Source organism: Bradyrhizobium sp. USDA 10063, from assembly GCF_054063735.1.
Window position 1 is genome coordinate 2866117 of record NZ_JBSSGP010000002.1, and the last position, 22711, is coordinate 2888827.

The 22711-nt window shown below is 59.3% G+C and carries 27 protein-coding genes and 1 pseudogene; 10 read left to right on the top strand and 18 right to left on the bottom strand.

From position 1 onward, the window contains the following. Positions 1–348: 348 nt before the first annotated feature. Positions 349–864, top strand: a pseudogene (locus tag ACVJGD_RS15920) (universal stress protein); the annotation flags it as partial. Between the two features lie 132 nt (positions 865–996). On the opposite strand, the gene ACVJGD_RS15925 reads toward ACVJGD_RS15920, so the two are convergent. After that, a complete protein-coding gene (locus ACVJGD_RS15925) occupies positions 997–1464 on the bottom strand; it encodes a baeRF12 domain-containing protein (protein WP_456640268.1) in 468 nt (155 codons plus the stop codon). A 129-nt stretch (positions 1465–1593) separates the two neighbouring features. Between ACVJGD_RS15925 and ACVJGD_RS15930 the strand changes: the two genes are divergently transcribed. Continuing rightward, on the top strand, positions 1594–2280 hold the full coding sequence (locus ACVJGD_RS15930; protein WP_456635223.1) for a CBS domain-containing protein: 687 nt from the start codon (positions 1594–1596) through the stop codon (positions 2278–2280). A 180-nt stretch (positions 2281–2460) separates the two neighbouring features. Here ACVJGD_RS15930 and ACVJGD_RS15935 read toward each other — a convergent pair whose 3' ends face one another. From ACVJGD_RS15935 to ACVJGD_RS15965, 7 genes are read right to left on the bottom strand one after another with little or no spacing between them, the layout of a single operon-like run. Next, entirely contained in the window at positions 2461–3420 is a 960-nt protein-coding gene (locus ACVJGD_RS15935) for a hypothetical protein (RefSeq protein ID WP_456635224.1), read from the bottom strand. A gap of 11 nt (positions 3421–3431) precedes the next feature. Then, positions 3432–4901 carry an MBOAT family O-acyltransferase gene (locus ACVJGD_RS15940; protein WP_456635225.1) on the bottom strand — a complete coding sequence of 490 codons (1470 nt, stop codon included), beginning with the start codon at positions 4899–4901 and terminating at the stop codon, positions 3432–3434. A 34-nt stretch (positions 4902–4935) separates the two neighbouring features. Further along, a complete protein-coding gene (locus tag ACVJGD_RS15945) occupies positions 4936–5505 on the bottom strand; it encodes a hypothetical protein (protein WP_456635226.1) in 570 nt (189 codons plus the stop codon). A gap of 43 nt (positions 5506–5548) precedes the next feature. Further along, a complete protein-coding gene (locus ACVJGD_RS15950) occupies positions 5549–6115 on the bottom strand; it encodes a hypothetical protein (RefSeq protein ID WP_456635227.1) in 567 nt (188 codons plus the stop codon). Continuing rightward, positions 6112–6471, bottom strand: coding sequence for a YgiT-type zinc finger protein (locus ACVJGD_RS15955; RefSeq protein ID WP_456635228.1), 360 nt, complete (start codon positions 6469–6471; stop codon positions 6112–6114). The genes ACVJGD_RS15950 and ACVJGD_RS15955 overlap by 4 nt, the downstream gene beginning before the upstream one ends. 2 nt (positions 6472–6473) lie before the next feature. Further along, entirely contained in the window at positions 6474–7445 is a 972-nt protein-coding gene (locus ACVJGD_RS15960) for an alpha-ketoacid dehydrogenase subunit beta (protein WP_456635229.1), read from the bottom strand. A 48-nt stretch (positions 7446–7493) separates the two neighbouring features. After that, entirely contained in the window at positions 7494–8705 is a 1212-nt protein-coding gene (locus ACVJGD_RS15965) for a thiamine pyrophosphate-dependent dehydrogenase E1 component subunit alpha (RefSeq protein WP_456635230.1), read from the bottom strand. Between the two features lie 185 nt (positions 8706–8890). Between ACVJGD_RS15965 and ACVJGD_RS15970 the strand changes: the two genes are divergently transcribed. Both ACVJGD_RS15970 and ACVJGD_RS15975 read left to right on the top strand, forming a co-directional pair. Then, complete coding sequence (locus ACVJGD_RS15970; RefSeq protein WP_456635231.1) at positions 8891–9292, top strand: cytochrome c3 family protein; 402 nt, start codon at positions 8891–8893, stop codon at positions 9290–9292. After that, complete coding sequence (locus tag ACVJGD_RS15975; RefSeq protein ID WP_456635232.1) at positions 9250–10587, top strand: alpha-hydroxy acid oxidase; 1338 nt, start codon at positions 9250–9252, stop codon at positions 10585–10587. Before ACVJGD_RS15970 ends, ACVJGD_RS15975 begins: the two co-directional genes overlap by 43 nt. Before the next feature lie 233 nt (positions 10588–10820). Here the strand turns inward: ACVJGD_RS15975 and ACVJGD_RS15980 are convergent, their stop codons facing one another. From ACVJGD_RS15980 to ACVJGD_RS15995, 4 genes are all read right to left on the bottom strand, one after another. Next, positions 10821–11141 carry a hypothetical protein gene (locus ACVJGD_RS15980; RefSeq protein ID WP_456635233.1) on the bottom strand — a complete coding sequence of 107 codons (321 nt, stop codon included), beginning with the start codon at positions 11139–11141 and terminating at the stop codon, positions 10821–10823. Between the two features lie 81 nt (positions 11142–11222). Then, positions 11223–11447, bottom strand: coding sequence for a hypothetical protein (locus ACVJGD_RS15985; RefSeq protein ID WP_456635234.1), 225 nt, complete (start codon positions 11445–11447; stop codon positions 11223–11225). A 236-nt stretch (positions 11448–11683) separates the two neighbouring features. Beyond that, positions 11684–11881, bottom strand: a complete 198-nt coding sequence (locus ACVJGD_RS15990; protein ID WP_456635235.1) for a hypothetical protein — start codon at positions 11879–11881, stop codon at positions 11684–11686. Continuing rightward, a complete protein-coding gene (locus tag ACVJGD_RS15995; protein WP_456635236.1) occupies positions 11865–12020 on the bottom strand; it encodes a hypothetical protein in 156 nt (51 codons plus the stop codon). Before ACVJGD_RS15995 ends, ACVJGD_RS15990 begins: the two co-directional genes overlap by 17 nt. Before the next feature lie 141 nt (positions 12021–12161). Between ACVJGD_RS15995 and ACVJGD_RS16000 the strand changes: the two genes are divergently transcribed. Beyond that, positions 12162–12578: a DUF3775 domain-containing protein gene (locus ACVJGD_RS16000; RefSeq protein WP_456635237.1), complete on the top strand. Its 417-nt coding sequence runs from the start codon at positions 12162–12164 to the stop codon at positions 12576–12578. A 25-nt stretch (positions 12579–12603) separates the two neighbouring features. On the opposite strand, the gene ACVJGD_RS16005 is transcribed toward ACVJGD_RS16000, so the two are convergent. Next, positions 12604–13332: a phosphoribosyltransferase gene (locus tag ACVJGD_RS16005; RefSeq protein WP_456635238.1), complete on the bottom strand. Its 729-nt coding sequence runs from the start codon at positions 13330–13332 to the stop codon at positions 12604–12606. On the opposite strand from ACVJGD_RS16005, the gene ACVJGD_RS16010 reads away from it, so the two are divergent. After that, the gene (locus ACVJGD_RS16010) at positions 13322–14449 is read left to right on the top strand and encodes a hypothetical protein (protein ID WP_456635239.1); all 1128 of its coding nucleotides are present in this window, start codon (positions 13322–13324) and stop codon (positions 14447–14449) included. The two genes, ACVJGD_RS16005 and ACVJGD_RS16010, sit on opposite strands and share 11 nt — an antisense overlap. A gap of 6 nt (positions 14450–14455) precedes the next feature. On the opposite strand, the gene ACVJGD_RS16015 is transcribed toward ACVJGD_RS16010, so the two are convergent. Both ACVJGD_RS16015 and ACVJGD_RS16020 read right to left on the bottom strand, forming a co-directional pair. Continuing rightward, positions 14456–15484 (bottom strand): ribose-phosphate diphosphokinase, encoded by a 1029-nt coding sequence (locus tag ACVJGD_RS16015; protein ID WP_456635240.1) that lies wholly within the window; start codon positions 15482–15484, stop codon positions 14456–14458. 29 nt (positions 15485–15513) lie between these two features. Next, positions 15514–16083, bottom strand: a complete 570-nt coding sequence (locus ACVJGD_RS16020; RefSeq protein ID WP_456635241.1) for an HPF/RaiA family ribosome-associated protein — start codon at positions 16081–16083, stop codon at positions 15514–15516. Between the two features lie 226 nt (positions 16084–16309). On the opposite strand from ACVJGD_RS16020, the gene ACVJGD_RS16025 reads away from it, so the two are divergent. The 4 genes from ACVJGD_RS16025 to ACVJGD_RS16040 all read left to right on the top strand — a co-directional run bounded on the left by ACVJGD_RS16025 (position 16310) and on the right by ACVJGD_RS16040 (position 18699). Next, positions 16310–16744 (top strand): DUF2267 domain-containing protein, encoded by a 435-nt coding sequence (locus ACVJGD_RS16025; protein WP_456635242.1) that lies wholly within the window; start codon positions 16310–16312, stop codon positions 16742–16744. A 29-nt stretch (positions 16745–16773) separates the two neighbouring features. Beyond that, positions 16774–16998 carry a hypothetical protein gene (locus ACVJGD_RS16030; protein ID WP_456635243.1) on the top strand — a complete coding sequence of 75 codons (225 nt, stop codon included), beginning with the start codon at positions 16774–16776 and terminating at the stop codon, positions 16996–16998. Positions 16999–17189: 191 nt separating this feature from the next. Further along, entirely contained in the window at positions 17190–17708 is a 519-nt protein-coding gene (locus tag ACVJGD_RS16035) for an Hsp20/alpha crystallin family protein (protein ID WP_456635244.1), read from the top strand. Positions 17709–18444: 736 nt separating this feature from the next. Beyond that, positions 18445–18699, top strand: a complete 255-nt coding sequence (locus ACVJGD_RS16040; protein WP_456635245.1) for a DUF3551 domain-containing protein — start codon at positions 18445–18447, stop codon at positions 18697–18699. Positions 18700–18881: 182 nt separating this feature from the next. On the opposite strand, the gene ACVJGD_RS16045 is transcribed toward ACVJGD_RS16040, so the two are convergent. The 3 genes from ACVJGD_RS16045 to ACVJGD_RS16055 all read right to left on the bottom strand — a co-directional run bounded on the left by ACVJGD_RS16045 (position 18882) and on the right by ACVJGD_RS16055 (position 22698). Next, positions 18882–19670: a glycosyltransferase family 9 protein gene (locus ACVJGD_RS16045; RefSeq protein WP_456635246.1), complete on the bottom strand. Its 789-nt coding sequence runs from the start codon at positions 19668–19670 to the stop codon at positions 18882–18884. A 293-nt stretch (positions 19671–19963) separates the two neighbouring features. Next, positions 19964–21109 (bottom strand): hypothetical protein, encoded by a 1146-nt coding sequence (locus ACVJGD_RS16050; RefSeq protein WP_456635247.1) that lies wholly within the window; start codon positions 21107–21109, stop codon positions 19964–19966. Between the two features lie 212 nt (positions 21110–21321). After that, positions 21322–22698 (bottom strand): NAD-dependent succinate-semialdehyde dehydrogenase, encoded by a 1377-nt coding sequence (locus tag ACVJGD_RS16055; protein WP_456635248.1) that lies wholly within the window; start codon positions 22696–22698, stop codon positions 21322–21324. Between the last annotated feature and the right edge of the window lie 13 nt (positions 22699–22711).

Below are 22711 nucleotides of genomic sequence, written 5' to 3' on the forward strand. Positions count from 1 at the left end.
GATTGTCAGCTCAGCGTTATACAGCGATCCGCGCACCGTAAACAGGTGGTATCCAATACGGCAGGCCATGCCAGCACGACTGGCGGAACGCCGTCAGTGCCGGAACGTACGGCCTTGCACCACGGACGTCACATCAACACCGTCGCACAGGGGCCACCGCTCCTGGTACGGCCGTCTTCTGATTGTAGGGACGTTGCTGGTCGCAATGGGATGGGAGCTCTTCAGATTGATGCTTGTCGTCCTGAGCCTCGACCAGAAAAAATCAGTAGACCGCCTTCTGGGCTGCCGGCCCTGACCCGATCAATACGTCGGAGCTTTGCCTTTGACGCAAATGCGGAGACCTATGCCGCCAAAGTTCATGACCTCACCATCGTCTTGCGACCCGCGCTAGAGCGCGACACGTTCGACAACGACATATCGCAGGAAGTCCTGTTTCAGGCCGGCGGCCCGGTCCTGTTCATGCCCTACACATTCCGTCGCCCATTTACGGCACGACGGATCGGTATCTGCTGGGATGGAAGCCGGCTCGCCAGCCGCGCGGTTTGCGACGCCATGCCGCTGCTGCAGCGGGCGGATGCGATAACGATTATCACTGTTTCTAACAGGGATGCGATGTCCGCGGAAGCCAGCACTGAACGGCTCGTCCAATATCTCGCGCGGCTCGGACTGCCCGCCACAGTCGTGAACTTTCCGGCGAGCCCCTCCGAAGTTCAGCCGGCGATCCTGTCAGTGGCAGCGGATGAGAGCCTCGACCTGCTGGTGATGGGCGGCTATGGACATTCGCGACTCCAGGAAAGGATCCTCGGCGGCGTCACCCGCGCGATGCTGCGAAGCATGACGGTCCCGACACCGATGTCGCATTGATGGGGTGAGATCGCCACGAGCGGATGCCGCCGAAAATGCCTACTCACCGCGGCCCGCCATGCCCGTCTCCTCCTGCCACATTGCCCTTAGTCACTGCCCACACCGACGGAGAATCCCAACCGTCACGTCGCCCTAGCGTTCGAGGGGAGCAGACAGCTCGAGCAAATGCTTTTCGATTTTGCCGACCGGATGCTTGGTAAGGTCTTGATCGAACTCGGCAATGATATGACGTTTCACGTCGGCATGAAAGGCACGTCGGAGTTCTGCCAGCGCTCGCGGGGGAGCCACGACGATCAACGCCTTGGCCTTACCATCCCGAACCAACTGCTCAGCAGCCGCCGCGACCTGGCGGACGAATTGGTGCTCCGCAAGCTCGTGCCAATCGGATGCTTCAACGGCGCTGCGTTGCCCCGAATCCGCCTTGCTGATGCGGCCAGGCCGATCGCTGCCTTGCTCGCGGGTCGATGGATTTGAGTTCTGAAGGACCCTTTCCGTCTTCAGGTTCAGGAATTTCTCGTCGCCTTCGTTGCGCAGAAATAACGCCTTTCGGCCATCGCCGACGAATACGATCGCATCGTGCGGAATGTTAAGCCTGGCCATGGAAGCCTCCGTCACTCGCCTTATGTCGCCTCACTTTGCCAAGAGAACCGGGACATCCATTGATTCCGATCAAGTGCAGGGGTTCTCCAGCGGAGAAAATGCCTGATCAATTCATATGGAGGTTTGATCATGAAAGCACGCGAGGTAATGATCTTTCCGGTGATCACCATTGGAACCACCGCGACCGTCCAGCAGGTCGCCAAGCTTCTGCTGGAGAGACGCATCAGCGCTGTACCAGTCGTCGACAGTACCGGCAAAATGGTTGGTATCGTCACCGAGAGTGACCTGATGCATCGCGCAGAAGCGGGCACTGAGCGCCCCTACGCCTGGTGGCTTCGCTTCCTGATAGGCGATGCAGAACTCGCCGCCGACTATGTCAAGTCGCATGCCGTTCGCGTCGGAGACATCATGACGCGTACGGTCGTAACGGCAGATCCGGAGACCCCGCTGCACGAGATCGCAATGTTGCTCGAGAAGCATCAGATCAAGCGTGTTCCGATTGTCAACAAGGCCGGCGAACTCGTCGGCATCGTGAGCCGGGCCAACCTGATTCAAGCCGTCGCAACTGCCCGGCCGAAACTCGAAATCACACTGCCCGATTCACTGATCCGGCAGCGACTGATGGATGAACTGAGAAAGCAATCCTGGGTCCACGCGTTCAACCTGAATGTCACCGTGCAGAATGGAATTGTCGATCTCTGGGGGTTCGCACCATCGGTCGAAGAACGCACCGCCATCCGCGTGGCAGCCGAAGCCATTCCGGGCGTCGTGGCAGTGAATGATCACCTGCTGGAAACCCCGATCTTCGCCTACTGAGTCGAGTGATCTTGTCAGGCAGCGGTTTCCCGCCGCCTGACATTCCTCATACGTCACGCCGCTTCCGAAGACCGGCAATTCATACGACAGCGACGTCGCGAGTCATTCGCACGCGCCGTAAACCAAGGCCGCTTGTCTCGATTAAACCATTTCAGCTATGCCCTGCGCGCACGCTAATCCTTAGGGCGGGGCTAGAATTTGCTTGAGTTGGTGCTCGAAGAACTCCGAGACGCCGGATCGATTGAGGTGGTCGCTATCAAAATAGAATTTCGGCTGCTGAAGCTCGCCGGAGAAATCTTTCAAGATCAATCCCCTGCGGCCAAGTGTTCGAAGCAAGGCTTGGTCGAAGGACACTTCATCCGGAAGGGCCGCGCGGAAAGCGCCCGGTATCGGCATCTTAATTGGCGTAACTCGCAGACCCCGCTGTTCGGCCATTGCCAACAGTTCATCGAACTGCATCATGTACCGCGAGAGCGGTCTGCTCCGGTCAGAATCCGGGAACAGATATGCGATCCGGCTCTTGATGGCGCTTTCAGAGCCTCGATACACACGGTCGAACTGGAACTCGCCTTCCCACAGATCTCGCTTGAACCGGTCGCGGTTATTGATCTTTGAGAATCCCGTTAGGTAATCGGCGACTGCGCGGCCATCAACTCCATCGCGTTGCCAGTACCGCCATATCAGTTCCACTGTTCCGGCGTCGAGCGGCGTCGTTCGCAAAAGCTTCGCGTCACTAAACCGATCTTCGTTCCAGGTTTGGGAGGAAAACGCAAAGGAATCGACGATGTAAAGCAAATACCGTGCTCGATGATTGCGAAGGAATGCCTCGAGCACGAAGCGATGATACAGCGGACCGGTGCCCTGCGTTGCCAGATTGATGATCCTGAGACCCGTCTCCCGCTCCATTCGATGGTTGAAATCGGCAAAATCCAACGGCATCGCATGCGACGGGCCAAGGATAACCCAATCGAACTCCGCATTGTCCGCGGTAGCGATCTTGAAGAACGGGTTACTCCGTCCGTTTCGATAGACCAGGTACTCGGCACCGGCGTAGACGCCGACGTAAATCAAAAGACCGATCAGGCAAAAGGCAACCACCGAAGGTATCCGATTCGTTCCCGTCAAACGCACTTCAGCCATCGAGCGCGCCCTCAAAATTGCATGTAGATGAATTCCCGGGCCTGCCACCGACCCATGATGAGCAAGCCGAACATCACGAAATAGTACGAGGCCCAGCGCAGCGGCCTCGGTGCGGTGGCCAGGCGCTCGGCGACGGGACGCCGTTCATCCAATAGCTCCACCGCGAGTAAGAGCACGATCAGCGCCAGGCCCAGGCCGTGCTCGATCGTGAAGGGATACTGCGTGATCAGCGCTGGCAGTTCGAGAGCGTTATTCCAGATCTTCTCAATGACGGTCACCGCATCACTGACGGATTTGGCCCGAAAGAAGATCCAGGAAAACGCAATCAAATGGAACGTCAGCAGGATGCGCAGACATAGCACGCCGGCGCTGTCACCTGCCTTCGGCAGCCACTCGCCCAGGCGGCTCCATATCCCACGCGTAGCCAGGCCGACCCATTGATAAAATCCGTTCAGCCCTCCCCAGACCAGGAACGTCCAGCCCACGCCATATCCGAGCCCGGCGTGCCACAGTCCGCTGATGAGAAAGACGAGCATGACATTGACGTATCCGCGCGCTACGCTGGCACGGTTGCCCCCGAGCGGGATGTAGAGATAGTCGCGAAACCAGTGCCCAAGCGAGATATGCCAGCGTTCGCCCCAAAATTCTGCGGTACTGCGCGACAGATAGGGGCGGCGAAAGTTCTCCATCAGCTCGATGCCGAACAGGCGGGAAACGCCGATCGCGATATCCGTGTATCCGGAAAAATCGCAGTAGATCTGAAACGCAAAGAAATAGACGCTGACCAGAAGCTCGACTGGCGAGGCATAGGCCACGATGTTGAAATTGCGATCGACGAGCGGGGCGAGATTGTCGGCGATGACGACTTTCTTGAACAGGCCCCAGCCGATCAATTGGAGCGCGGAGACGGTGCGCGCGGGATCGCGGTGCAGGCCGGCCGCCAGCTGTGGCAGGAAGGCCGTGGCACGCTCGATCGGACCGGCGTAGATCTTTGGAAAATAGGCCGCAAACAGCGCCACATGCAGCGGTTGATAGCTGCCTTTCAGACGTCCGACATAGATGTCGATCAGGTAGCTGGCCGCGGAGAAGACATAGAATGAATAGCCAGCTGGCGCGGTGATTTGAAGCCGCGGGATGGTGACGGCGGACACCGACAGCGCGGACAGCAGCCATCGCTCGATCTCGCCTGCTGCAAAGTTGTAGAACTTGAACGTCGTCAGCGAGCCCAGTAGCGCAATCAATCCGGCGACCAGGAATATCCTGCAGGCACCTCGACGAGCCTCCCTCGCGAGCGCCCAGCCAAAGATCCAGACCACCAGCGTCACTGCGCCGAGATATACGAGATTGGCCGGCTGCCTGATGCCGTAAAAGACATAGCTGGCCAGCAGCAACACCGCCCATCGTTGCTGCACGGGCGCGACCGCGAAGACAAGCAGCACCAAGGGCAGGAACAGGAAGAAATCGAGCGAGTTGAACAGCACGTACGTTGCCTCCGCTGTTCGCTCGCCTTGGACCTCAATAGGTGGCGCCGCCGGCCCGCAACTCCGCCGGAATCTCATCTACAGGAATGCCGGCGTTAATCACCAGATAGCTTGCCAGCGCCTCCCGCTGTTCACGGGTCAGCTTGATGCGCGTGTGGCTCGGCTTGTTCATGGTTCCAAGCCAGGCTTCCTTTGACCTGGCTTGCGTGACGACGACCGTAATGATGTGGCAGCCCTGGCATTTCTCCAGCGCGAAATCCCGCCCATCGAGCGGCAGCGCCTTCGCTGCGTCCGACTTCAAGAGCTCGGCTGCCTCCCCCGCCAACGGCATGTTGAACGACAGATAGTCCGCAAGCGTCAGCAATTCCTGGCCGCTCAGCGATCTCAGCGCCGGCAGCGCCTGCTTCTTGCCCTCAAGATAGCCAAGCCATTCCTGCCGCGTGTGCTTTGCCGACAATATCGCCTGCAACTCGTCCCCCGAAGGATGGCTGGCGATGACGTTCGCGAACAGCGTCCGCCCGCCGGCCGGAATGAAGGCGAAGACATCCTTGGTTTCCGCGAACAGCGGACTGATGAACAGCACGCTTCCAACAACGCCCGCCATGCACAAGGTTCTCTTAAGGAAGCTCATTGTTCGATCTCCATTTTCAATAGCGGAGTGCCGCAGGGACGTCCGCGGGCTTCATCGGCATGTTGATGGCGGAATAGCGGGCAAACGTCTCGCGCTGCTGTGGAGAAATCTTCAGGTTCTTGTGAAACGGAGAAAGAAAAACGCTGCGCCAACCCTGCGTGTCGCGCTGCTGCATCAGATAGCCGGTGAATAGCGAATGGCAGAACTGGCACTGTGTCCATGCGATCTCCCGGCCGTCTGGCGGAAGCGCGGAGGCGATATCGCCGACCGTTTCAGCCTGCTGAACGGCTCCTTCGGGAAGGGGGAGGTTCACGGCAAGATAGGCCGCCAATTCATCGGCCTCCCGCTGCCCGAGTTCTCCATGTCGTTCCGAGAGGAAGCTGCGCCACTCCGCTTCGGTGCGGCGAACATTGGACATCTCGCGAAGCTCCGCTGCAGGCGACGGAGCCGTCGCCTCCAGAAGCAACGTCTTGCCGCCTTTCGGCATGAAACTTTCGTCCTCCTGGCCGCTCGCCGGCGCCACACCGACCAGCAGCAGCAGCAGCAGCAGCGCCAGATAGGGCTTCGGCCCGGGCGTGCTCATGACGACACCCCGCTCACGGCGCACTTGCGAAGTGAGAATACGGGTACGCTGATGCATTCACAGGCTTTCTCGGCCGGAAAGCCCTCACCCCGCAACAGATCCAGCATGACGACCGTTTGATCGTCATAGAACTGCTCGCCGCAATTGGCGCATACCAGCGCGGGAATATCCTCCACCACGACCAGCCGGTCGCGATGGAAGAATGCCGAGCGTACGTCCATCGCCTTGATGTTCTGGTCATTACAGTTCTGGCACACGTAGCCGAACTTGCTGTCGTTGCTGTCAATCGACATGGAATCACCTGCCTTGGACGACGCCGGCAGTTCGCCCGCCGGCTTTCCTGGGAATTCGATCACGATCAGCTTACGAACTTCTTGGCCGCCGCCACGATGTGATCGGCGTTCGGCCGCATCCAGTTGAACATTTCGGGCGCTGCTGGCGGCGGCGCATCCGGAAAGGCGATCCGCTTGAACTTCGCACCATCGACGTTCTCCGCCACCCTGGCGATGACTTCGGCGCCAGGACACAGCGTGTAATAGGACTGATCGAAGGTGAGCAGCCGCTTGGTCTTCTGCACCGACTTGACCAGCGTATCGGTGTCGATCGGCTTCAAGCTGCGCAGATCGATCGCCTCAACCTTCATGCCGGCTTTCTGTAGCCTTTCCGTCGCATCGAGCACGTCGGGCATTCCCGCACCGGAGCTCACAATGGTGAGATCGCTGCCGGTGGTGCGGACGGCGGCCTTGTCGAGCGGCGTCAGATAGAAATCATCCGGCACCTCGTCGACCAATTCGCGAAGTCCGGCGGCGTAAAGAAATACGACCGGATTCGGATCGCGCAACGCCGCCGCCATCATTCCCTTGGCATCCGCGGGATTCGACGGAATGACGGTTTTCACGCCAGGAATATGCGCGTAGTACGTGTCGATCTCGTAGTCAGAATGCTGGCCAGCAAAGCCCGGCGTCTGGCCGGTCATTTCCATGACGAAGACGACCGGCATCGCCGCATCGCCACCGGTCATGTGCCTTAGCTTGCCTGCATGGTTCTGGATCACCTGAAACGGCATGCACGCGCCCTGATAGGGAATGTAGGTCGCGGCCTTGTTGCCGGCGAGACCTGCCCCAAGCACACAGCTTACCATCCAATTCTCGTCGATGCCGGTATTGCATACGCGCAGACGGCCGAACTCGGCTTCGAGGTTGATCACCGGCTTGCCCGGATTTGACGCAACCGGCGGCGTCAGTTCGAAGATCCAGATCATATTCTTGTCCTGGCGCATTTCGTACTGAACCGCCTCCAGGAACGAATACATGAAACTCTTGCGGGGCATTGTCTCTCTCCAGAATTCTCGATTGATGAAATGGGCGATTGGATGCGCTCAGCCGAACTGCCTTGGCTCAACGGTACCTTCAACAAAAACGTTCTTCAGACCGTCCTCGGGCTTGCAGAATGGCTGCTTGTCGGCCCATGCGATCGCATCGAGCACTTCCTGCTTGATCCGCGCCTCGATCGCCGCAGCTTTCGCTGCATCGATCACCTTCCAGCTGATCAGGATGCTGCGGCAGATGTCGACGGGATCGCGATTCATCCAGTCGCGCAACTCGCGCTCGGGCCGGAAGGACGAGATCGCCAGCGGGTCGTAGCCGAATGCGCCGAGTTCGCCAGGCTTCGCACCGGGCGCGCCCCAGTGATTGTAGTAACGGTACGTCTTGGCCTCGATCAGCGTCGGTCCCTCCCCGGCGCGAGCGCGATCGACTGCGGTCTTGGCGGCGTTGTAGACCTGCATTACGTCCTGTCCGTCCACGACCACGCCGGGAATGCCGTAAGGCACGGCGGCCTCGGCGATATCCTTCATCGGGCACGACCATGAATAGTGCGCGTATTGGTGATAGAGGTTGTTCTCCACCACATAGATGAAGGGCAGCTTGAGCAGCGCCGCATTGTTCAGCGCGCTGTGGAAGTGCGGCGTTGCGTAGGTGCCGTCGCCACCGAAGTTGACCACCACCTGCTTGCTGCCACGCGCCCGGATCGCAAACGCCGAGCCGGTCGCAATCACGGGGCCCGGGCCGATCATGCCATCGGCGCCCATGAAGCCAACCGACTTGTCGGCGATGTGCATCTCGCCGCCATAGCCCTTGTTGAGGCCGGTGGCCCTGAAGTCGTATTCGGCCGCCATCTTCCTGATGTCGCAGCCTTTGGCAATGGCGTGTCCGGACGGCCGATGCGTACTGTAGGCCAAGTCGGCTTCCATCACGCCGCCCGCATTGCGCAGAGCCGCGCAAACACCGGTCGCAACGGCTTCCTGGCCGACATAGAAATGATTGTAGCCGCGGTAGTTCGGATCGGTCAGCATCTTGTCGACCAGCGTTCGCTCGTACCAGCGGATCCGCAGGATCGTGCTGAACATGTTGATCAACTGAGCATCGCTGAGATCCTGGGCCCAATAGCCGATCTGACCCTCGGCATGCGCGATGCGGCTGCTGAGCGATATCGCAGCACCGGCGCCAACGAGTCCCTGAAGAAAGTTGCGCCGTGTTGCAGAAGACCGTTGCTTTACTTCCTGCAACTGCGCGTCCCTGACCTCAACCATGGCAATCCTCCGATCTGGCAAGCTTTCAAGCAATAGATGCAGGCGAATGCTTTGACAGAAATGAGAGTCTGACTTTGACGCAGATCAAGCTCGCCTGTCATAAATCTCTCACGCTCAAACGCGAACTTCGATGGCCATCGGGATCGACGTACCGATGACAAATTATGAGCAAGCGATCCTTGAGAATGTTGCAGCGCCAGCCGTCAAATCGTACCGTTCTTGCCGCTGAGACGACGCTGAAACTCTCTGCACTTTCAGCCTTCCTCGCCACGACGCTTTCAATCTCGTCCCTTGATGCGGACAATCGATTGCTTTTCGATGCCCATCACAGCGCAGGACTTTCCTGTGCGCAATGTCACGACGAGCGACCGCCCAAGGTCTCGCCCTCGGTTGACAAATGCTTGAGTTGCCATGGCGATCAGCAGTCGCTTGCCAGAAAGACCGAACAGACGTTTCCTAATCCTCATGCGTCGCCGCACGCCGCACCAGGAGAGGTTCAGGTCTGCGCCGACTGTCACCATGTCCACCGGCCATCGGAAGTCACGTGCAGCAGCTGCCATCGAGAATTCTTCTTCAACGTGAAATGAACGCGTCAATCTCCTCTTTTGATCAGGATCAAGGAGGCCAGCAATCCGGAGCTCATTCTTCAGGCCTTTGTGGCTTAGGGAGAAACATGATGGATTTCCTACGAAGAGATTTGTTGTCAGCCGGCGCGGCAGCGGCAACTATGACCGCAGCAACAGCAGTCTTTGCACAAACCAATTCGCCCGTGCCCACCGAAGCCCCTCAGGCCCAACCGGGCATGACCGGCACGCTTCCCAACAACGAAAAGCGACTTCGTATCATTAATCTGCGGGACCTTGAATCCGAAGCTCAGAAGGTGATGACGCCCTATGGCTTTGCTTATGTCGCCGGCGGCGCCGGCGATGAATGGACGATGCGAGAAAATCTTGCGGCGTTCAATCGGACCGTGATCGTGCCGAACTATCTCTTGGGCAACAAGACGCCCGACACCGGCACCGAACTGCTCGGCGCCAAGCTCCCCTTCCCCATCATCGCGGCGCCGGTCGGATTTCAGGGCTCGATGCACGCGCAGAAAGAGTTGCCTACGGTCAAGGGAGCTGGCCTGGCCGGCACGCTCTATGTGGCGAGTTCAGTCACGCAACTCAGTCTCGAGGAGATCGCAGCAGCAACGCCCGGCGACAAATGGTTTCAGCCCTACATCCCGGCCAGCCGCCCATTTGCGATCGAGATGCTCCAGCGCGCAAAAGCATCCGGATACAAGGCGATCGTGCTTACGATCGACGCCACCGTGACCAGCAACAGAGAACGCTCTACGCGGCTCGTCGGCGTGCCGGTCCCGAATCTCGCGCTTGGCAACGTTCCAAAAACGCCCGGTGTGAGCGGAAACGCTATGGCGATGAAAGTCGATCTCTCGTGGGACGATATTGAGTTTTGCCGCAGCCACACCGGCCTGCCGGTTATCGTCAAGGGCATTCTATCAGCGGCACAAGCGGCAGAGTGCGAGCGGTATGGCTGCGCCGCGGTCTGGTTGTCCAACCACGGCGGACGGCAACTCGACAATACACCGTCCGCGATGACGGTCCTTCCGCGGGTCGCCGATGCCCTCAAGGGGCGGCTGCCGATCATCATTGATGGCGGCATCTATCGTGGGCAGGACGTATTCCGCGCGATCGCGCTTGGCGCTTCCGCGGTCGCCCTTGGCCGTCCGCTGCTCTATGGCTCTGCCCTCGGCGGCGCAGCAGGCGTGCAGAGTGTCTATGAGCACCTGAGGAACGAGTTGATCATGACCATGCAACTCGCCGGGACACCCAACATCAAGAGCGTCGTTTCAGGTTGTGTGGCGCGCGCTGAAGTCTGACAAATGCCCCGCGGACTATTATTTCCGCGGGGCGACACCTTTCTCAAGATATGTCGGCGGTCTGACCGGCTCCCGACGTGCGATCTGTGGAACAGAGCCCCGGACTGGAGGCCATTCAGCTTTTCAGCTCCGGAAGAGTGACGTTTTCGACGTGTATCATGCGATTCACCAACTGCTTCAGCCAGCCGAGCACATTGCTGAATGAACCCGGGCGGCTTCGATTGGAACGATCGTCAGTAGCACATCCGCACCCGGCGCCAGCGCCGACCATCCCAGACGGTGCGCCGATAGCACGCCCGATAAACCGGCGCGTAGGGATAGTAATAGGGCGCCGGCGGATAGTAGTAAACCGGTGCTGGATAATAATAGGGATACGGGTATGGCCCCCAATAGCCGCCACCTACCGCGGCGCCGACAAGCGCACCGGCAGCAAAACCACCGATGATGCCGGCAGCAACACGCCCGTTACGCGCATCTGCGCTGGTCGGTGGCATCGCTGCTGCCACCACAAGACCCGCGGTGATCAGTGCAGCTAGTCTTCCTGTCATTCTCATGTTTGAGATCCTCGTTGCCTGCTAAACAAATGTTAGCGGCAAGGGCGCAGCAAGCGATTGCGCAGGATCAAACGCGTGCCGTTATCGCTTGAGCAGCTTCTTCAATTGCGACAGCGGCTGCGCATTGATCACGTCGGCTGCCCCGAGCCAGGCGCGACGCGCCTGGTCGACGCCAAATCGAACGTTGCCGAGGCCTCCGATCGCGTGTGCGTCGGTCGAAATAGCGAGCTTCACGCCTGCCGACTTTGCTGCATGAGCATGAATGTCGATCAGATCGAGCCGATCCGGGTCCGCATTCAGTTTCAAGATGACATCCGCGCTCCGCGGCCGCGACGATAATGGCTTCCATATCCAATTCATACGGCTCCCGCTCGTTGATCAGCCGTCCGGTCGGATGCGCGATGATGGAAACATGCCGGTTGTCCATGGCCCGGATCATGCGCTCGGTCTGGGCCTTGCGTGAAAGATCACATTTGTAATGAACAGCGGCAACGACGAGATCGAGCCTGGACAGGACCTTGTCGGGAAAGTCGAGACTTCCATCAGCCAAAATGTTGACTTCTGCTCCCTTCAGCACGGTGAAGCCTCCGTGTTTCTCGTTCGCCGCTGAAGCGGAAGTTCGCGAGATAATCGATCAGGCGCGCGCTGAAGCGACCGCTCTTTTCGAGCCAGTTCAGCTCATCCGCCGAGAAGTGGAGGCTTTCGAGAAGTTCCAGCGATTGCTCAAGTCCGGCAGCCATGAGGAAGTTGCGGCGTGATGGCAGCTTTTCGCACGAAGAATTCGAACACCGCCGCCTCGGTCTGGCCGGCCTCCAGATAGGCCTGCACCATGTTCAATTGGTACAGATCCGTAAGAAGCCCGCTCGCGATCCTGTCCATCTGCAAATCTCCCACCTCCTCCAGGAGGTGCGCGAGAATGACAACAATACTGACCCGGCTGTTACGTGCGATTGACCCGCATCAAGGGAATACCATCCCAAAGCAGCTAGTCATTGACGGGCCCCAGGGAGGAGATTTGTCATGAGCAGCATTCCCCAACTCACCATTTCCGCGACGAAGGTGGCCGCGATCCTCGCGAAGGCGCGCCAGTTCGACGTCAAGGATGCGGTAACCGAGCCGGACCCCGGCTCCAACCCGAGCGACGATGCGATGGTTTCGGTTCTCGAAGATCATCGTGACGATCCTGTGCGCAGTGAACTGACGGCGATCATCCGCGGCCTGAACGAGGATGAACAGATCGACCTGGTGGCGCTGGCGTGGCTTGGTCGCGGCGACGGCGACCTCGACGAGTGGGACGACCTTCGCGCGGAAGCCGCCCGTGCGCACAACCGGCGTACGGCGGAATATCTTCTGGGGATGCCGCTGCTCGGCGACTACCTGGAAGAAGCGCTCTCGCAGCTCGGTCATTCTGTCGAGGAATTCGAGCGGCCTCTCTAACATTGCGGACGATACAGCCTGCTGATCAAGCCGGCGCGCCTGTCCTGTTTGCCGGAAAATGCTTCAACGTCGCGATCACCTCATCATCACTGACCTGTTGAAAGTCGCGATAGTAAAATCCGATTGCATCGAAATCCGTTGGCGTGTCGAGACAAACGACCGCATCGACTTCGGCCTGCAGCTTTTCCAGCGTTCCGAGCGGCGCTACCGGCACCGCAAGCACCAGCTCCTGCGGCTCACGCTTGCGCAGCGCCCTGATCGCTGCCAGCGTCGTTGCTCCCGTAGCGATACCGTCATCGACAATGATTATGACTTGGCCTTTCATGGCCGCTCGTGGCCGGTCGCCCAGATAGCGTTGGCGCCGCCGTTCGATCTCGACGAGTTCCCGCTTGCAGATCGCGTCGAATGTCTGCTCATTTACCCCGGTGGTCTCGATGACCTCCATGTTGCGCACGACCATCGGTTCGTCGCCGTCTACCACCGCGCCCATTGCAAGCTCCGGTTGGATGGGCACACCGATCTTTCGGACAAGGATAAGATCGAGGGGGGCCTCCAGGCTCTTTGCGACCTCGGCGGCAACGGGAACTCCACCGCGCGGCAAGGCCAGAATGATCGGATGGCGCGGCTTGTACCTGTGCAGCGCCTCAGCCAACTTCTGGCCGGCGTCAACTCTATCCCGGAACAGCATGGCGATAGATCCCTTGGATTTGGAATGAACATTATTGGCGCCGGCAACGGCGGTTTTGATCGACATCAAACCGGACGCCCTGCAATTGGCGATAGCCATCCTCATGCTGCAGCGTCATGACCAGCCTTCGTTCACTCGCTCGCGCGTCGAAAATGACAGCGCCGCTGCCATTGCCCGCAAGGTGAACTTCCTCAGCCGGCCGGACAGCTACACCCCCGCTGTCACCGCGGTGCGGGTCCGCGAGACCCACATGTCCTGGGTCTTCATGAACGGCGAGCGCGTCTACAAGCTCAAGAAGCCCGTGCGATTTCCATATCTCGATTTTTCGACCGTGGAACGCCGCGCCGCCGCCTGCCGGGCCGAGGCCGATCTCAACCGCCGGCTCGCCCACGATGTCTATCTTGGCGTGGTCCCACTGACGGAAAACGCCGCCAGCTATGCCATTGACGGCTCCGGCCGTATCGTCGACTGGCTGGTCGTCATGCGCAAACTGGATGAGAACGACACGCTGGAATCTGCGCTACACCACCGCAACCTGCATCGCCCCCAATTGAAGCGGCTCACGGCCGTGCTGGGGGACTTCTACTCCCGCGCGACGCGCATTTTGATGGATCCCGAGACTTATCCTGTCGCCCTGTACAAGGCGGCCATCGCCGACTGGCACATGCTGCTGAATCCTCGTTTCGATCTTCCGCGTGGCTCCATAGAGCATATTGCGGCCGTCCAACGCCGGTTTCTGACGGAGTGTTCCACCGTCCTCAAGGACCGGGTTCATCATAGGCACATCGTTGACGCACATGGCGATCTGCGGCCGGAACACATCTGGCTGAGCGCGCCCTTCCCGATCATCGACTGCCTGGAATTCAACGCGCATTTGCGCGCGCTTGATGCCCTTGAGGAGATCGCCTTCCTGCATCTGGAATGCGAGAGGCTGGGAAGCCGATGGGCCGGCGATTTCATTCGGCAGCGGCTGGCCAAGCTACTGCGCGATGATCCATCAAACGGAGTATTCCTGTTCTATCGAATTGGTCGCGCGATGCTTCGGGCCCGCCTCTCCATTGCCCACCTGAACGACGTCCAGCCCCGTACGCCCGAGAAGTGGCCTCGCCTTACTCGTGCGTATCTTGGATTCGCAATGGCAGACGCCAAACGACTCGAACGGCTTCTCTCCGCGAGACAATAGCCGAGTTCAGGCCTGATACATCAGGAGATCGGCGAGCGACTCATTCTGATGCAGCCGTCGAATGGCTTCAGCAAGCAGCGGAGCCGCCGAGATCACCTCAAGCTTCGCGAGGACCGGGCCGGGAGGCAGCCGAAACGGTGGCACGCTATCGGTCACCATGATGCGATCGATCGCCATGTCGGCCAACGCGGTCTCCGCGCCGGGCATGAACAGGCCGTGTGCGACGCACGCGATGACCTGTCTCGCGCCACGCGCACGGGCCGCCTTCGCGGCACGCACCAAGGTTCCCCCGGTGCTGATCAGATCGTCGACGACCACGCACACCGCGTCTGCGACGTCGCCGGCGAACAGATCTCCAGACACATGCCCGGAGCTGCGGTGTTTTTCGACAAATGCCTTTCCGACCGGCCGCCCGAGGGATCTTTCCAACGCCTCGCGCAAGATATCCGCGCGCTTCCCGCCGCCCAAATCCGGGGAGACGACACATAGCGGCTGATCGCCCGCGATCGACCTGATCTCGTCGATCAAGAGCGGCGCCGTGGTAAGCGCTACCGATGGACAACGAAAGGCGTTCTCAAAAGCGGCCTCGTTGTGGACGTCAAGCGTGACGATCGCGTCGGTGCCTACGGCCTCGAACAATGTCGCGAGATAGCGGATGGTGACAGGATCGTTCGCCTTGGTTCGGCGGTCCTTCCGCGCATAGCAGAGATAGGGTGTGACCGCCGTAATCCTCGCCGCCCCCGCATCCTTCAATGCGCCGATGAAGAAGAGCAAGCGGCACAATTTGTCGTTCGGGCTCTCATCCGGCCCGCCGTGAAGGCTGTGTAGGATATAGACATCGCATCCGGCCACCGTCTCGAGCGGACGGCTCTTGTGCTCGCCATCCTCGAATCCGCGCTCCTCGAGCGCGGCAAGCTTGCAGCCCAGCGAGGCCGCGACCCTCTCGCCCAGTTCCCTCGTGCCATCCATGGCGAAGATGCGCATCCGATCGTTCGGCGTGGCGGCTGCAGGTGACGTTTGGCTGGAGTCCGTCATGCGCGCACCCTCCATCGCGCGAAGGTCTGCTATGGGCGCAAGCCGTGCTTGCCAAGCACCTTGACCGTGCTTGCCTGCAGTCCTTTGTCGCCAGCCTCCTCAACATAGCTCACGCGGGTACCTACAGTGAGCTTGCCACGGCCCTTCAGCACGCTGTTGCAATTAAAGTAGACCTCCTGCCCATCGGCGGCTTCCAGGAAGCCGAATTCGCCACTCGGATCGATCTTTACGACGGTTCCAATCGGCTCAGCCTCATGCTGCTTGATCTGACCGCGAAGAAGGCGCGCTTGATCCTGAAGCTGCCGTCGGGCGCGCTTGAAAGCGTTATCCACCGCAAACGTCAGGTCAGCATACCGTTCATCGTCGTTTGGGGTACGGCCAACATTAACCTCACGACCTTCTGGGAGCGCGAGCCGAATGCTGACCTGATACTGACCGCCAGTTTTATGATGATCCCCCGGACCTCTGACGACAATGCGCCCCGCTGTCGCCCGACCGAAGTGTTGCTCCAGTTCAGCAACGTGCCGATCAATCGCGGTCTGCAGCTCCGGTGTAGGCGTCAAGTTCTCGAATTCGATCTGTGCTGATGTCTTCATCATCTTGTTCCTCTTGACGAAACAGTTTCACTACTTCGATCGACATCGATTTGAGCGAGATCAACTTGAGTTTAAGCGTGGGCCCCACCCGCCTGCGCTCTCGGCGGCCCTGGCACCCCAGCAGGCGGCCTTTCTTTTGGCGCTCGACATTTGAGACAGGTCAATATCCGTTCTATCGAGTTTGCGACAAAGAGCCGGTGGACACAGTCGATTCCAAGGGAGCAGCAAAATGAGCACCACGAGTGTGACTGCGTTGGATCACACGATCCAGGAAACAAATCTCTGGCTCAAGGCGATCGATGAGCAATTGGAATTGGACGATCGTCACCATGCCTACAGTGCGCTGCGAGCCGTCTTGCACGCCCTACGCAACCGATTAATGCCGGAAGTCGCGGTCAAGCTCGGCGCCCAGCTACCCATTCTCGTGCGCGGCATCTACTACGAAGGCTGGCATATGGCGGGGAGCCCCACGCGCGACCGTCATCTCGAGGAGCTCATCGAGCATGTGCAACAGGAACTCCCACCACAATTTCCGCTCGACCCGCTGACGACGGCCCGCGCCGTCTATGAGATCCTCTGGGAGAAGCTCGATATCGGCGAGTTCGACAAGGTCATGGCCAATCTGCCGGCGCCGCTCAGGAACCTGCACAACAGCAGCCGCTGACCGGCGCATTGCTTTGCTTGGAGAGATGGATGAAAGCTCGATTGGAAATAACCAAGAACGGCACTGTGCTTCACAGCGGCGTCTATGAGATCTATGACGCAGCCACCTTCGGCAAGGCCGCCGCCTGCGCATGGTCAGCCCTCCGCGAGCGTCAGCTGAGCAATGAAACCAGTATTGGCGCGCTGATGGATCACCTCGACCGGGGCGTGCTCGACCAGTTGGTCGGCGCCGAGATTACTGTGACCGCTGTCTGATAGCTCTCAGCCCTTGAACAGCGTCACATTCACCAGCACCACAGGCTTCTTGGCTTGAGGCGGAGACATTTTATCGATTAGCGCATGTCGGAACTACCTCGCATCATCGTTCCAGGACTTTGACGGAAATCAACCCATCACCGTCGAGGTCCCTTAGGCTTTGTACGTTTGCAACTTGTCAGGAGGTCGATATGGCAACTGAAACCAAACTGCCCGTAACGAAGAAAGCCACCGAACCCACCCTAGGAGAGGCTTGGCGCCCCCTTGAGGCGCTCAGAAACGAAATCGATCGTCTTTTCGACGATGTTGGCAACGGCTTCTGGGGGCGTCCGCTCCGCTCGCTCGCCCGATTTGAGCGATATTTGCCGAAGACATTCGCTGCGTCTCCCGCGGTCGACGTTACCGAGAGCGACAAAGCCTACGAGATTACGGCCGAACTACCTGGCCTGGACGAGAAGAACATCGAGGTGAACGTCGTTAACGGCGGCATTACGATCAAGGGCGAAAAGAGGGAAGAGACGGAAGAGAAGAAGGACTACTACGTCTCCGAACGACGATACGGCGCTTTCGAGCGCTACTTCGCGCTGCCCGAGGGCGTCGATGCCGGCAAGATCGAGGCCACGTTCAAGAACGGCGTTCTGAAGGTGACCTTGCCCAAGACCGCCGAGGCACAGAAGCCCGCCAAGAAGATCGAAGTCAAGGCCGCTTGATGCTGGAGCCAACCCTCGTGAGACTATCATTCAAGGTAGCCTCGCAAGGTTATCATTCGGAGGCCGCGTGCTGTTTCAATCGGACTTGCCCCGCCGCCTCCGCACCTTGACAATCAAATCAGTAATGGCCTGGGTCGATGGTCTTCCTCTGCCAACAGGACGAGTTGCGCTTTGTCGCCACGAGGCTGGAATAAGCGCCACAGCAGAATACCGCTCAAGCTCACGGCGAAATGCAATACATTGGCGTCACATCGAGCCGCGACGTTGTGCTTCATACCATCGCAGAGCGGCAGCTGCGCAGCCCTCCATGTGAGCCGTCCACATCAACGCATTACGTCGAGGCCAGTGCCGCGCGTTCACGCTCGATCTGACCGGTGGATTGTTCACGGCACGACATTCGCATTCCTCTGAGCGATAAGACCATCGCTCAGTTATCCACCCGCGACACCGAACAGCTTGATCCCCCAATGCGTCTCCCAGCGCCGCGATGGCTCCGCTGGTTGCCAATTGCGTCAAATTGAATTGGCCCTCGGCTTGCGTCTGCGACAGCGATGAAGATACGAAGCTGCTCCAGAGCCATGGCAGCTACCGCATTAAGCCCAGGAGTACAGCGCCGCATCCTGCTTCGGACGACCGAGATCCATCGCGATTCTCGATTGGAAGAAGATAAACAATGAGTTGGCTTACTGAAAGGGGGTCCCCTACGTTCGGCTGTATCAACTCACGGAGAAACAAAATGCGACGATTTCTTGTTGTCCTGGCACCGCTTCTTGCCTGGACGTGCCTCTATGGCATGGCAACGCCAGCACATGCCGAATCGTATCCTGTCTGCCTGGCCGGCGGTCCCGCCAATGCGATCGAGTGCGATTACGCGAACCTTGCGCAATGTCAGGCTACTGCGTCGGGCGGCGTGGGTTACTGCATCACAAACCCCGGTTACACCTTGAGGGCCTATGCGAGCTATCGCAGCGCTGGCAAGCGCATGCACTGAGAATGCGTGAGCGTGAAGTCGTGCGATACCTGATCCCAAAGGTCCGCAGGAGCAACTGCGCGACCAACTCTGTAACGGAGTTGGAGCTGACGTTCCCGCCCGCTGTTAAGTTGCCGATGAGGCAGGTGTGGACCAATTCTACCAAAGATAAATGCACTCTCTCGCCGACAGCGGTGTTTCAATCATTCGCAGCCCTCGAAGAGGCGGTGCGCCTGATCAACTGCGCGATCGAGCCACTCGAGATCATCTCCGTTGGGAAACCAGCTGGATCTGGCTAGGGCATGGTCTTCCGGTCCGCGCGCGAACTCGATGCCACGTGGCAACCGAGTCGGTAACTCAAACGACAGACTGCGGGGATAATCACGCACGCGCCATTCGGGACGATGGGTCGGAAAGAATACTAAGCACCTTACGCCGAGCGCGTCGGCCAGATGCACCATCCCGGTGTCAGTCGAGATCACCCATCTCGCGTGACGGACAAGGCCGCACAGATCGTCAAGCCTCGCACATGGCTCCAGATGAATGACCTTGCGGCCGAACCCATCAGGCACGACCCCTTGTGTCACGACTGGACCGACCTCCAGCGCCCGTCGAAGGACACGCGCGTGGATCTCATCCGGCATGTCGCGCAGTCGTATTGACGCTTTCGGGCACACCAAAACGTAACCGCCTGGCAATGCAGGTCGCGACGGTTTGACTCGCGATGCGAGCCAAGTATTTCGCCGCCAGCCTGCCGGCACCTGCTCTGGCGCCAAGCCGAGGCGTCGCAGGAAGAAATCGATCATCGGTCTGCACTGGAAGTCAGGATCGAAGACGAAGTCGCGAATGTCGATGATGCGCGTCACCGCGTCACCCAGATCGATCGGCCGATCAGGCGTTGCAAACTCGCGGGGAAGTGTTCGAACGTCGGCGAAGTCAGCAGCTGCGTGGACAGCCTCAACCGTGGTGGAGAGCCCAGGAAGCCGGAACAATAGCGGCCTCGGTGACACGACGCCGGCTCGGATTGCTAAGTGGAGCGCTGCAAACCGACGATTGCATCACCAAGAGAGCGTCCGAATCCGTTCAGAATCCCAACGGTGGTCGGTACCGTCATTGTAGCGCGAACGTGCGCGATGGCTCCCGTGGCCGACATCGTCCGTCCGCTATTGGCCATGTTCATTATGCACTCGCAACGACAAGCATTTCCAGGAGTTTGCTTCGAAACCGTTACGCGTTTGTGTCACGATCAGCCAATGTGGATTGCGACTGCAATATCAAGACACGATCAGTGGCCGGGCTTGCCCTCGCTGTCCATCTGCACGGCCATTTGGCGCTGAAAGACCGGCAACTCTTGCCGTAGCTGGCCTGCAATCGCCTTCAACTTCATCGCGACACCCTGCGATTTCGCAATCAACTGAAAGGCGCACTTGACAAGCAGGCGACCGTCGTTCGGTGTCACCACCGTTTTGAATGCATCGACGAAGCTTGCGAGCTTGCCGGCCATGGCCAGCTTCTCCAGCCCGGCTCTATCGGGATCGCTGAAATCGCAAGCGCTGAAGTTCAGCAACATCAGATTGCGTAACCCCGCCGGACCCAGCCGCGGCCACTCCGCCGGACGTTTCAGACACTCCCAGCCTGCTTCATCAAGCTTGGCAAAGAAAAGGGGCGTAGCAAAGTTGATCGAGGCCACATAGCCGCCCAAGCGTGCTACCCCCTGCTCGATCAGTTCCGGCACGTCATCCAACGCACCACTATAGCTCCGAGAGATCGGCATCATTTGCGAGGGAACTCCGTCGCTGATGTCCCGCGTCTGGTGAATCGAGAGTATCAGACCCTGGCAGTCCAGCGCCGACCACATCTTGCCGATAGCGGTGTTCATTCCAGTTTCGATCGCGAGGGACTGATCCTTATCGGGCCCAAGCGCGTCGCGCACGTGATAGCCGCTATGCGACCAGTGAACGACGTCGGCGTGCTTACCCAACGGCATCAACCTGTCGTCACCGAAAAATAGATCCGCATCAATTCCGATCGGAGCCTCCGCCAACACCAGATTACCCCTCTGCGCCGCCGCCCGAATCTTGTTGACGGTCGCCGTCGTATACCTTTCTCCGGTCGTCCTCGACACACCAGCTGCGTGGTCCGTGCAATAAAAGATCATCCCAAACGGCAGCACTTTTGCGATGTCGGACGCCCAAGCCGCGCTGAAATCGCCGGGCCCGCAACTGACGTCAAGTATTGTGCTGGCTCCGTCCTGTCGAATCGCCACCCGCTCTTGGGCTAGTCGCTGAAACGCCGCCCGCATAAGAATAGCTTGGAGGATCTTTTGGCCGTTGCCGGATGGTCGCAAGAACTCAGCGAAACAGGCATCATAGTCGCGTACGAGCGCCAACACGGTTCGCTGCACATTTGAACTCCTAAGTCCGTTGATCAAGAGCCTTCTCCGGCTGCAATGCCCGCTCTACTCTCTATTCATTCGATGTTACCGCCGAATGCCGTTGCCGGATTGACGGGTGTCGCACGGCAATGCATGGTCGCTCGACCAACGCGGGTCCGACGAAGAATGCGGGCCGTTCTGGGAGGGCCGGGATGCGACTCTCCGCAGGAGTGCGCCCTGCGGAGACTTGGTGTCGCCGCTTCCATGGCTTACGCAACGTCGGCAACGCGCACGAGCTTGCGATTGACGAACTCACCGATCCCCAGCTCGGACAACTCGCGTCCGAAGCCGGAATTCTTCACGCCACCAAACGGAACCTCGGGGCCGGAGTAGACAAAGGAGTTGATAAACACCATACCCGCTTCGATGCGATCGGCGACCTGGCTGGCGCGTTCGACGTCCGCGCTGAACACGGAGGCGCCGAGGCCGAATTTCGTGGCGTTGGCCAACCGAATCGCCTCCTCCTCGGTGTTGACGACGTAGAAGGACAGCACCGGTCCGAACGTTTCCTGCTGAAACAACGGATTGCCTTCCGCTATGTCGGTGATGATCGTCGGTTCAACATAGTAGCCGGGCCGATCGATCCTACGACCTCCGCAGACGATGCGCGCGCCCGCTTTCTTCGCATCGTCGATCTGGGTGATCAGCCGCTTCAGCGCGCCTTCCGATACGAGGGGACCGATCACGATCGCTGCGTCGGCGGGATCGCCGATCGGAAGGGCCGCGTATTGCTCGATCAACTTCTGCAGTATTTCTTCGCCGCGCGTTTTGCCGATGACGATCATGCGCTTAATAGCGGCGCACGACTGGCCCGTATTCATGATGCGGCCGATTACGCACTGACCGATGATGAGGTCGAGCGGCGCGTCCTCAAGGATGATCGCCGGATCGCTGCCGCCGAGTTCCAGAACCACCTTCTTGAGATTGCGACCCGCGCGCTCCGCCACAGACGCGCCAGCCCGCTCGCCGCCTGTGAGCGTGACGCCGCGGATGCGGAAGTCATCGATCAGCCGGCCTGCCTGCTCAGTGCTGCAGAAAAGATTCGTATAGACCCCCTCAGGAGCACCAGCCTCCTCGAAAAGGCGGGCGAACGCCAGGGCGCATTGCGGCACGTTTTCCGCCTGCTTTATCATGAGAACATTGCCGGCAGCGATCTGAGGCGCAGCCACTCGCGCGATCTGGTAGTATGGGAAATTCCAGGGCAGGATCGCCAGAATAACTCCGATCGGTTGGGTGAACAACGTCGCGCCCCGCCCATCTGGTAAAGCCTTGGGCTTCAGGAACTGCTCGGCATGCTTGCCATAATAGGCGAGGATGTCAGCGCTGAGATCGACCTCTAGATATGCTTGACCGATGACTTTCCCCATCTCCATCGTGAGCAGCCGGGCATAGTCGTCCCGCTTCTCGCGGAGAATTTTCCCGACGCGGCCTACAAGGCGCGCACGATCTGCAACAGGCCGAATGCTCCAGTCGCTGTGGTAGCGTTTGTCAGCTGTATTCAGCTCGGCAATGATTTGTTCGTCGGTCTGAAATTGAAACTCCTTGAGCACCTCGCCCGTCGCAGGATTGATTGCACGAAAACTCACGGCCTTTCTCCTT

Excerpts from the sequence above, each read along its gene's own strand:
- ACVJGD_RS15925 (WP_456640268.1), bottom strand. The coding sequence starts at position 1,464 with ATGGCCAGGCTTAACATTCCGCACGATGCGATCGTATTCGTCGGCGAT.
- ACVJGD_RS15930 (WP_456635223.1), top strand. The coding sequence starts at position 1,594 with ATGAAAGCACGCGAGGTAATGATCTTTCCGGTGATCACCATTGGAACC.
- ACVJGD_RS15935 (WP_456635224.1), bottom strand. The coding sequence starts at position 3,420 with ATGGCTGAAGTGCGTTTGACGGGAACGAATCGGATACCTTCGGTGGTT.
- ACVJGD_RS15945 (WP_456635226.1), bottom strand. The coding sequence starts at position 5,505 with ATGGCGGGCGTTGTTGGAAGCGTGCTGTTCATCAGTCCGCTGTTCGCG.
- ACVJGD_RS15950 (WP_456635227.1), bottom strand. The coding sequence starts at position 6,115 with ATGAGCACGCCCGGGCCGAAGCCCTATCTGGCGCTGCTGCTGCTGCTG.
- ACVJGD_RS15960 (WP_456635229.1), bottom strand. The coding sequence starts at position 7,445 with ATGCCCCGCAAGAGTTTCATGTATTCGTTCCTGGAGGCGGTTCAGTAC.
- ACVJGD_RS15965 (WP_456635230.1), bottom strand. The coding sequence starts at position 8,705 with ATGGTTGAGGTCAGGGACGCGCAGTTGCAGGAAGTAAAGCAACGGTCT.
- ACVJGD_RS15970 (WP_456635231.1), top strand. The coding sequence starts at position 8,891 with ATGTTGCAGCGCCAGCCGTCAAATCGTACCGTTCTTGCCGCTGAGACG.
- ACVJGD_RS15980 (WP_456635233.1), bottom strand. The coding sequence starts at position 11,141 with ATGAGAATGACAGGAAGACTAGCTGCACTGATCACCGCGGGTCTTGTG.
- ACVJGD_RS15990 (WP_456635235.1), bottom strand. The coding sequence starts at position 11,881 with ATGGCTGCCGGACTTGAGCAATCGCTGGAACTTCTCGAAAGCCTCCAC.
- ACVJGD_RS15995 (WP_456635236.1), bottom strand. The coding sequence starts at position 12,020 with ATGGACAGGATCGCGAGCGGGCTTCTTACGGATCTGTACCAATTGAAC.
- ACVJGD_RS16000 (WP_456635237.1), top strand. The coding sequence starts at position 12,162 with ATGAGCAGCATTCCCCAACTCACCATTTCCGCGACGAAGGTGGCCGCG.
- ACVJGD_RS16005 (WP_456635238.1), bottom strand. The coding sequence starts at position 13,332 with ATGTCGATCAAAACCGCCGTTGCCGGCGCCAATAATGTTCATTCCAAA.
- ACVJGD_RS16015 (WP_456635240.1), bottom strand. The coding sequence starts at position 15,484 with ATGACGGACTCCAGCCAAACGTCACCTGCAGCCGCCACGCCGAACGAT.
- ACVJGD_RS16020 (WP_456635241.1), bottom strand. The coding sequence starts at position 16,083 with ATGATGAAGACATCAGCACAGATCGAATTCGAGAACTTGACGCCTACA.
- ACVJGD_RS16025 (WP_456635242.1), top strand. The coding sequence starts at position 16,310 with ATGAGCACCACGAGTGTGACTGCGTTGGATCACACGATCCAGGAAACA.
- ACVJGD_RS16030 (WP_456635243.1), top strand. The coding sequence starts at position 16,774 with ATGAAAGCTCGATTGGAAATAACCAAGAACGGCACTGTGCTTCACAGC.
- ACVJGD_RS16035 (WP_456635244.1), top strand. The coding sequence starts at position 17,190 with ATGGCAACTGAAACCAAACTGCCCGTAACGAAGAAAGCCACCGAACCC.
- ACVJGD_RS16040 (WP_456635245.1), top strand. The coding sequence starts at position 18,445 with ATGCGACGATTTCTTGTTGTCCTGGCACCGCTTCTTGCCTGGACGTGC.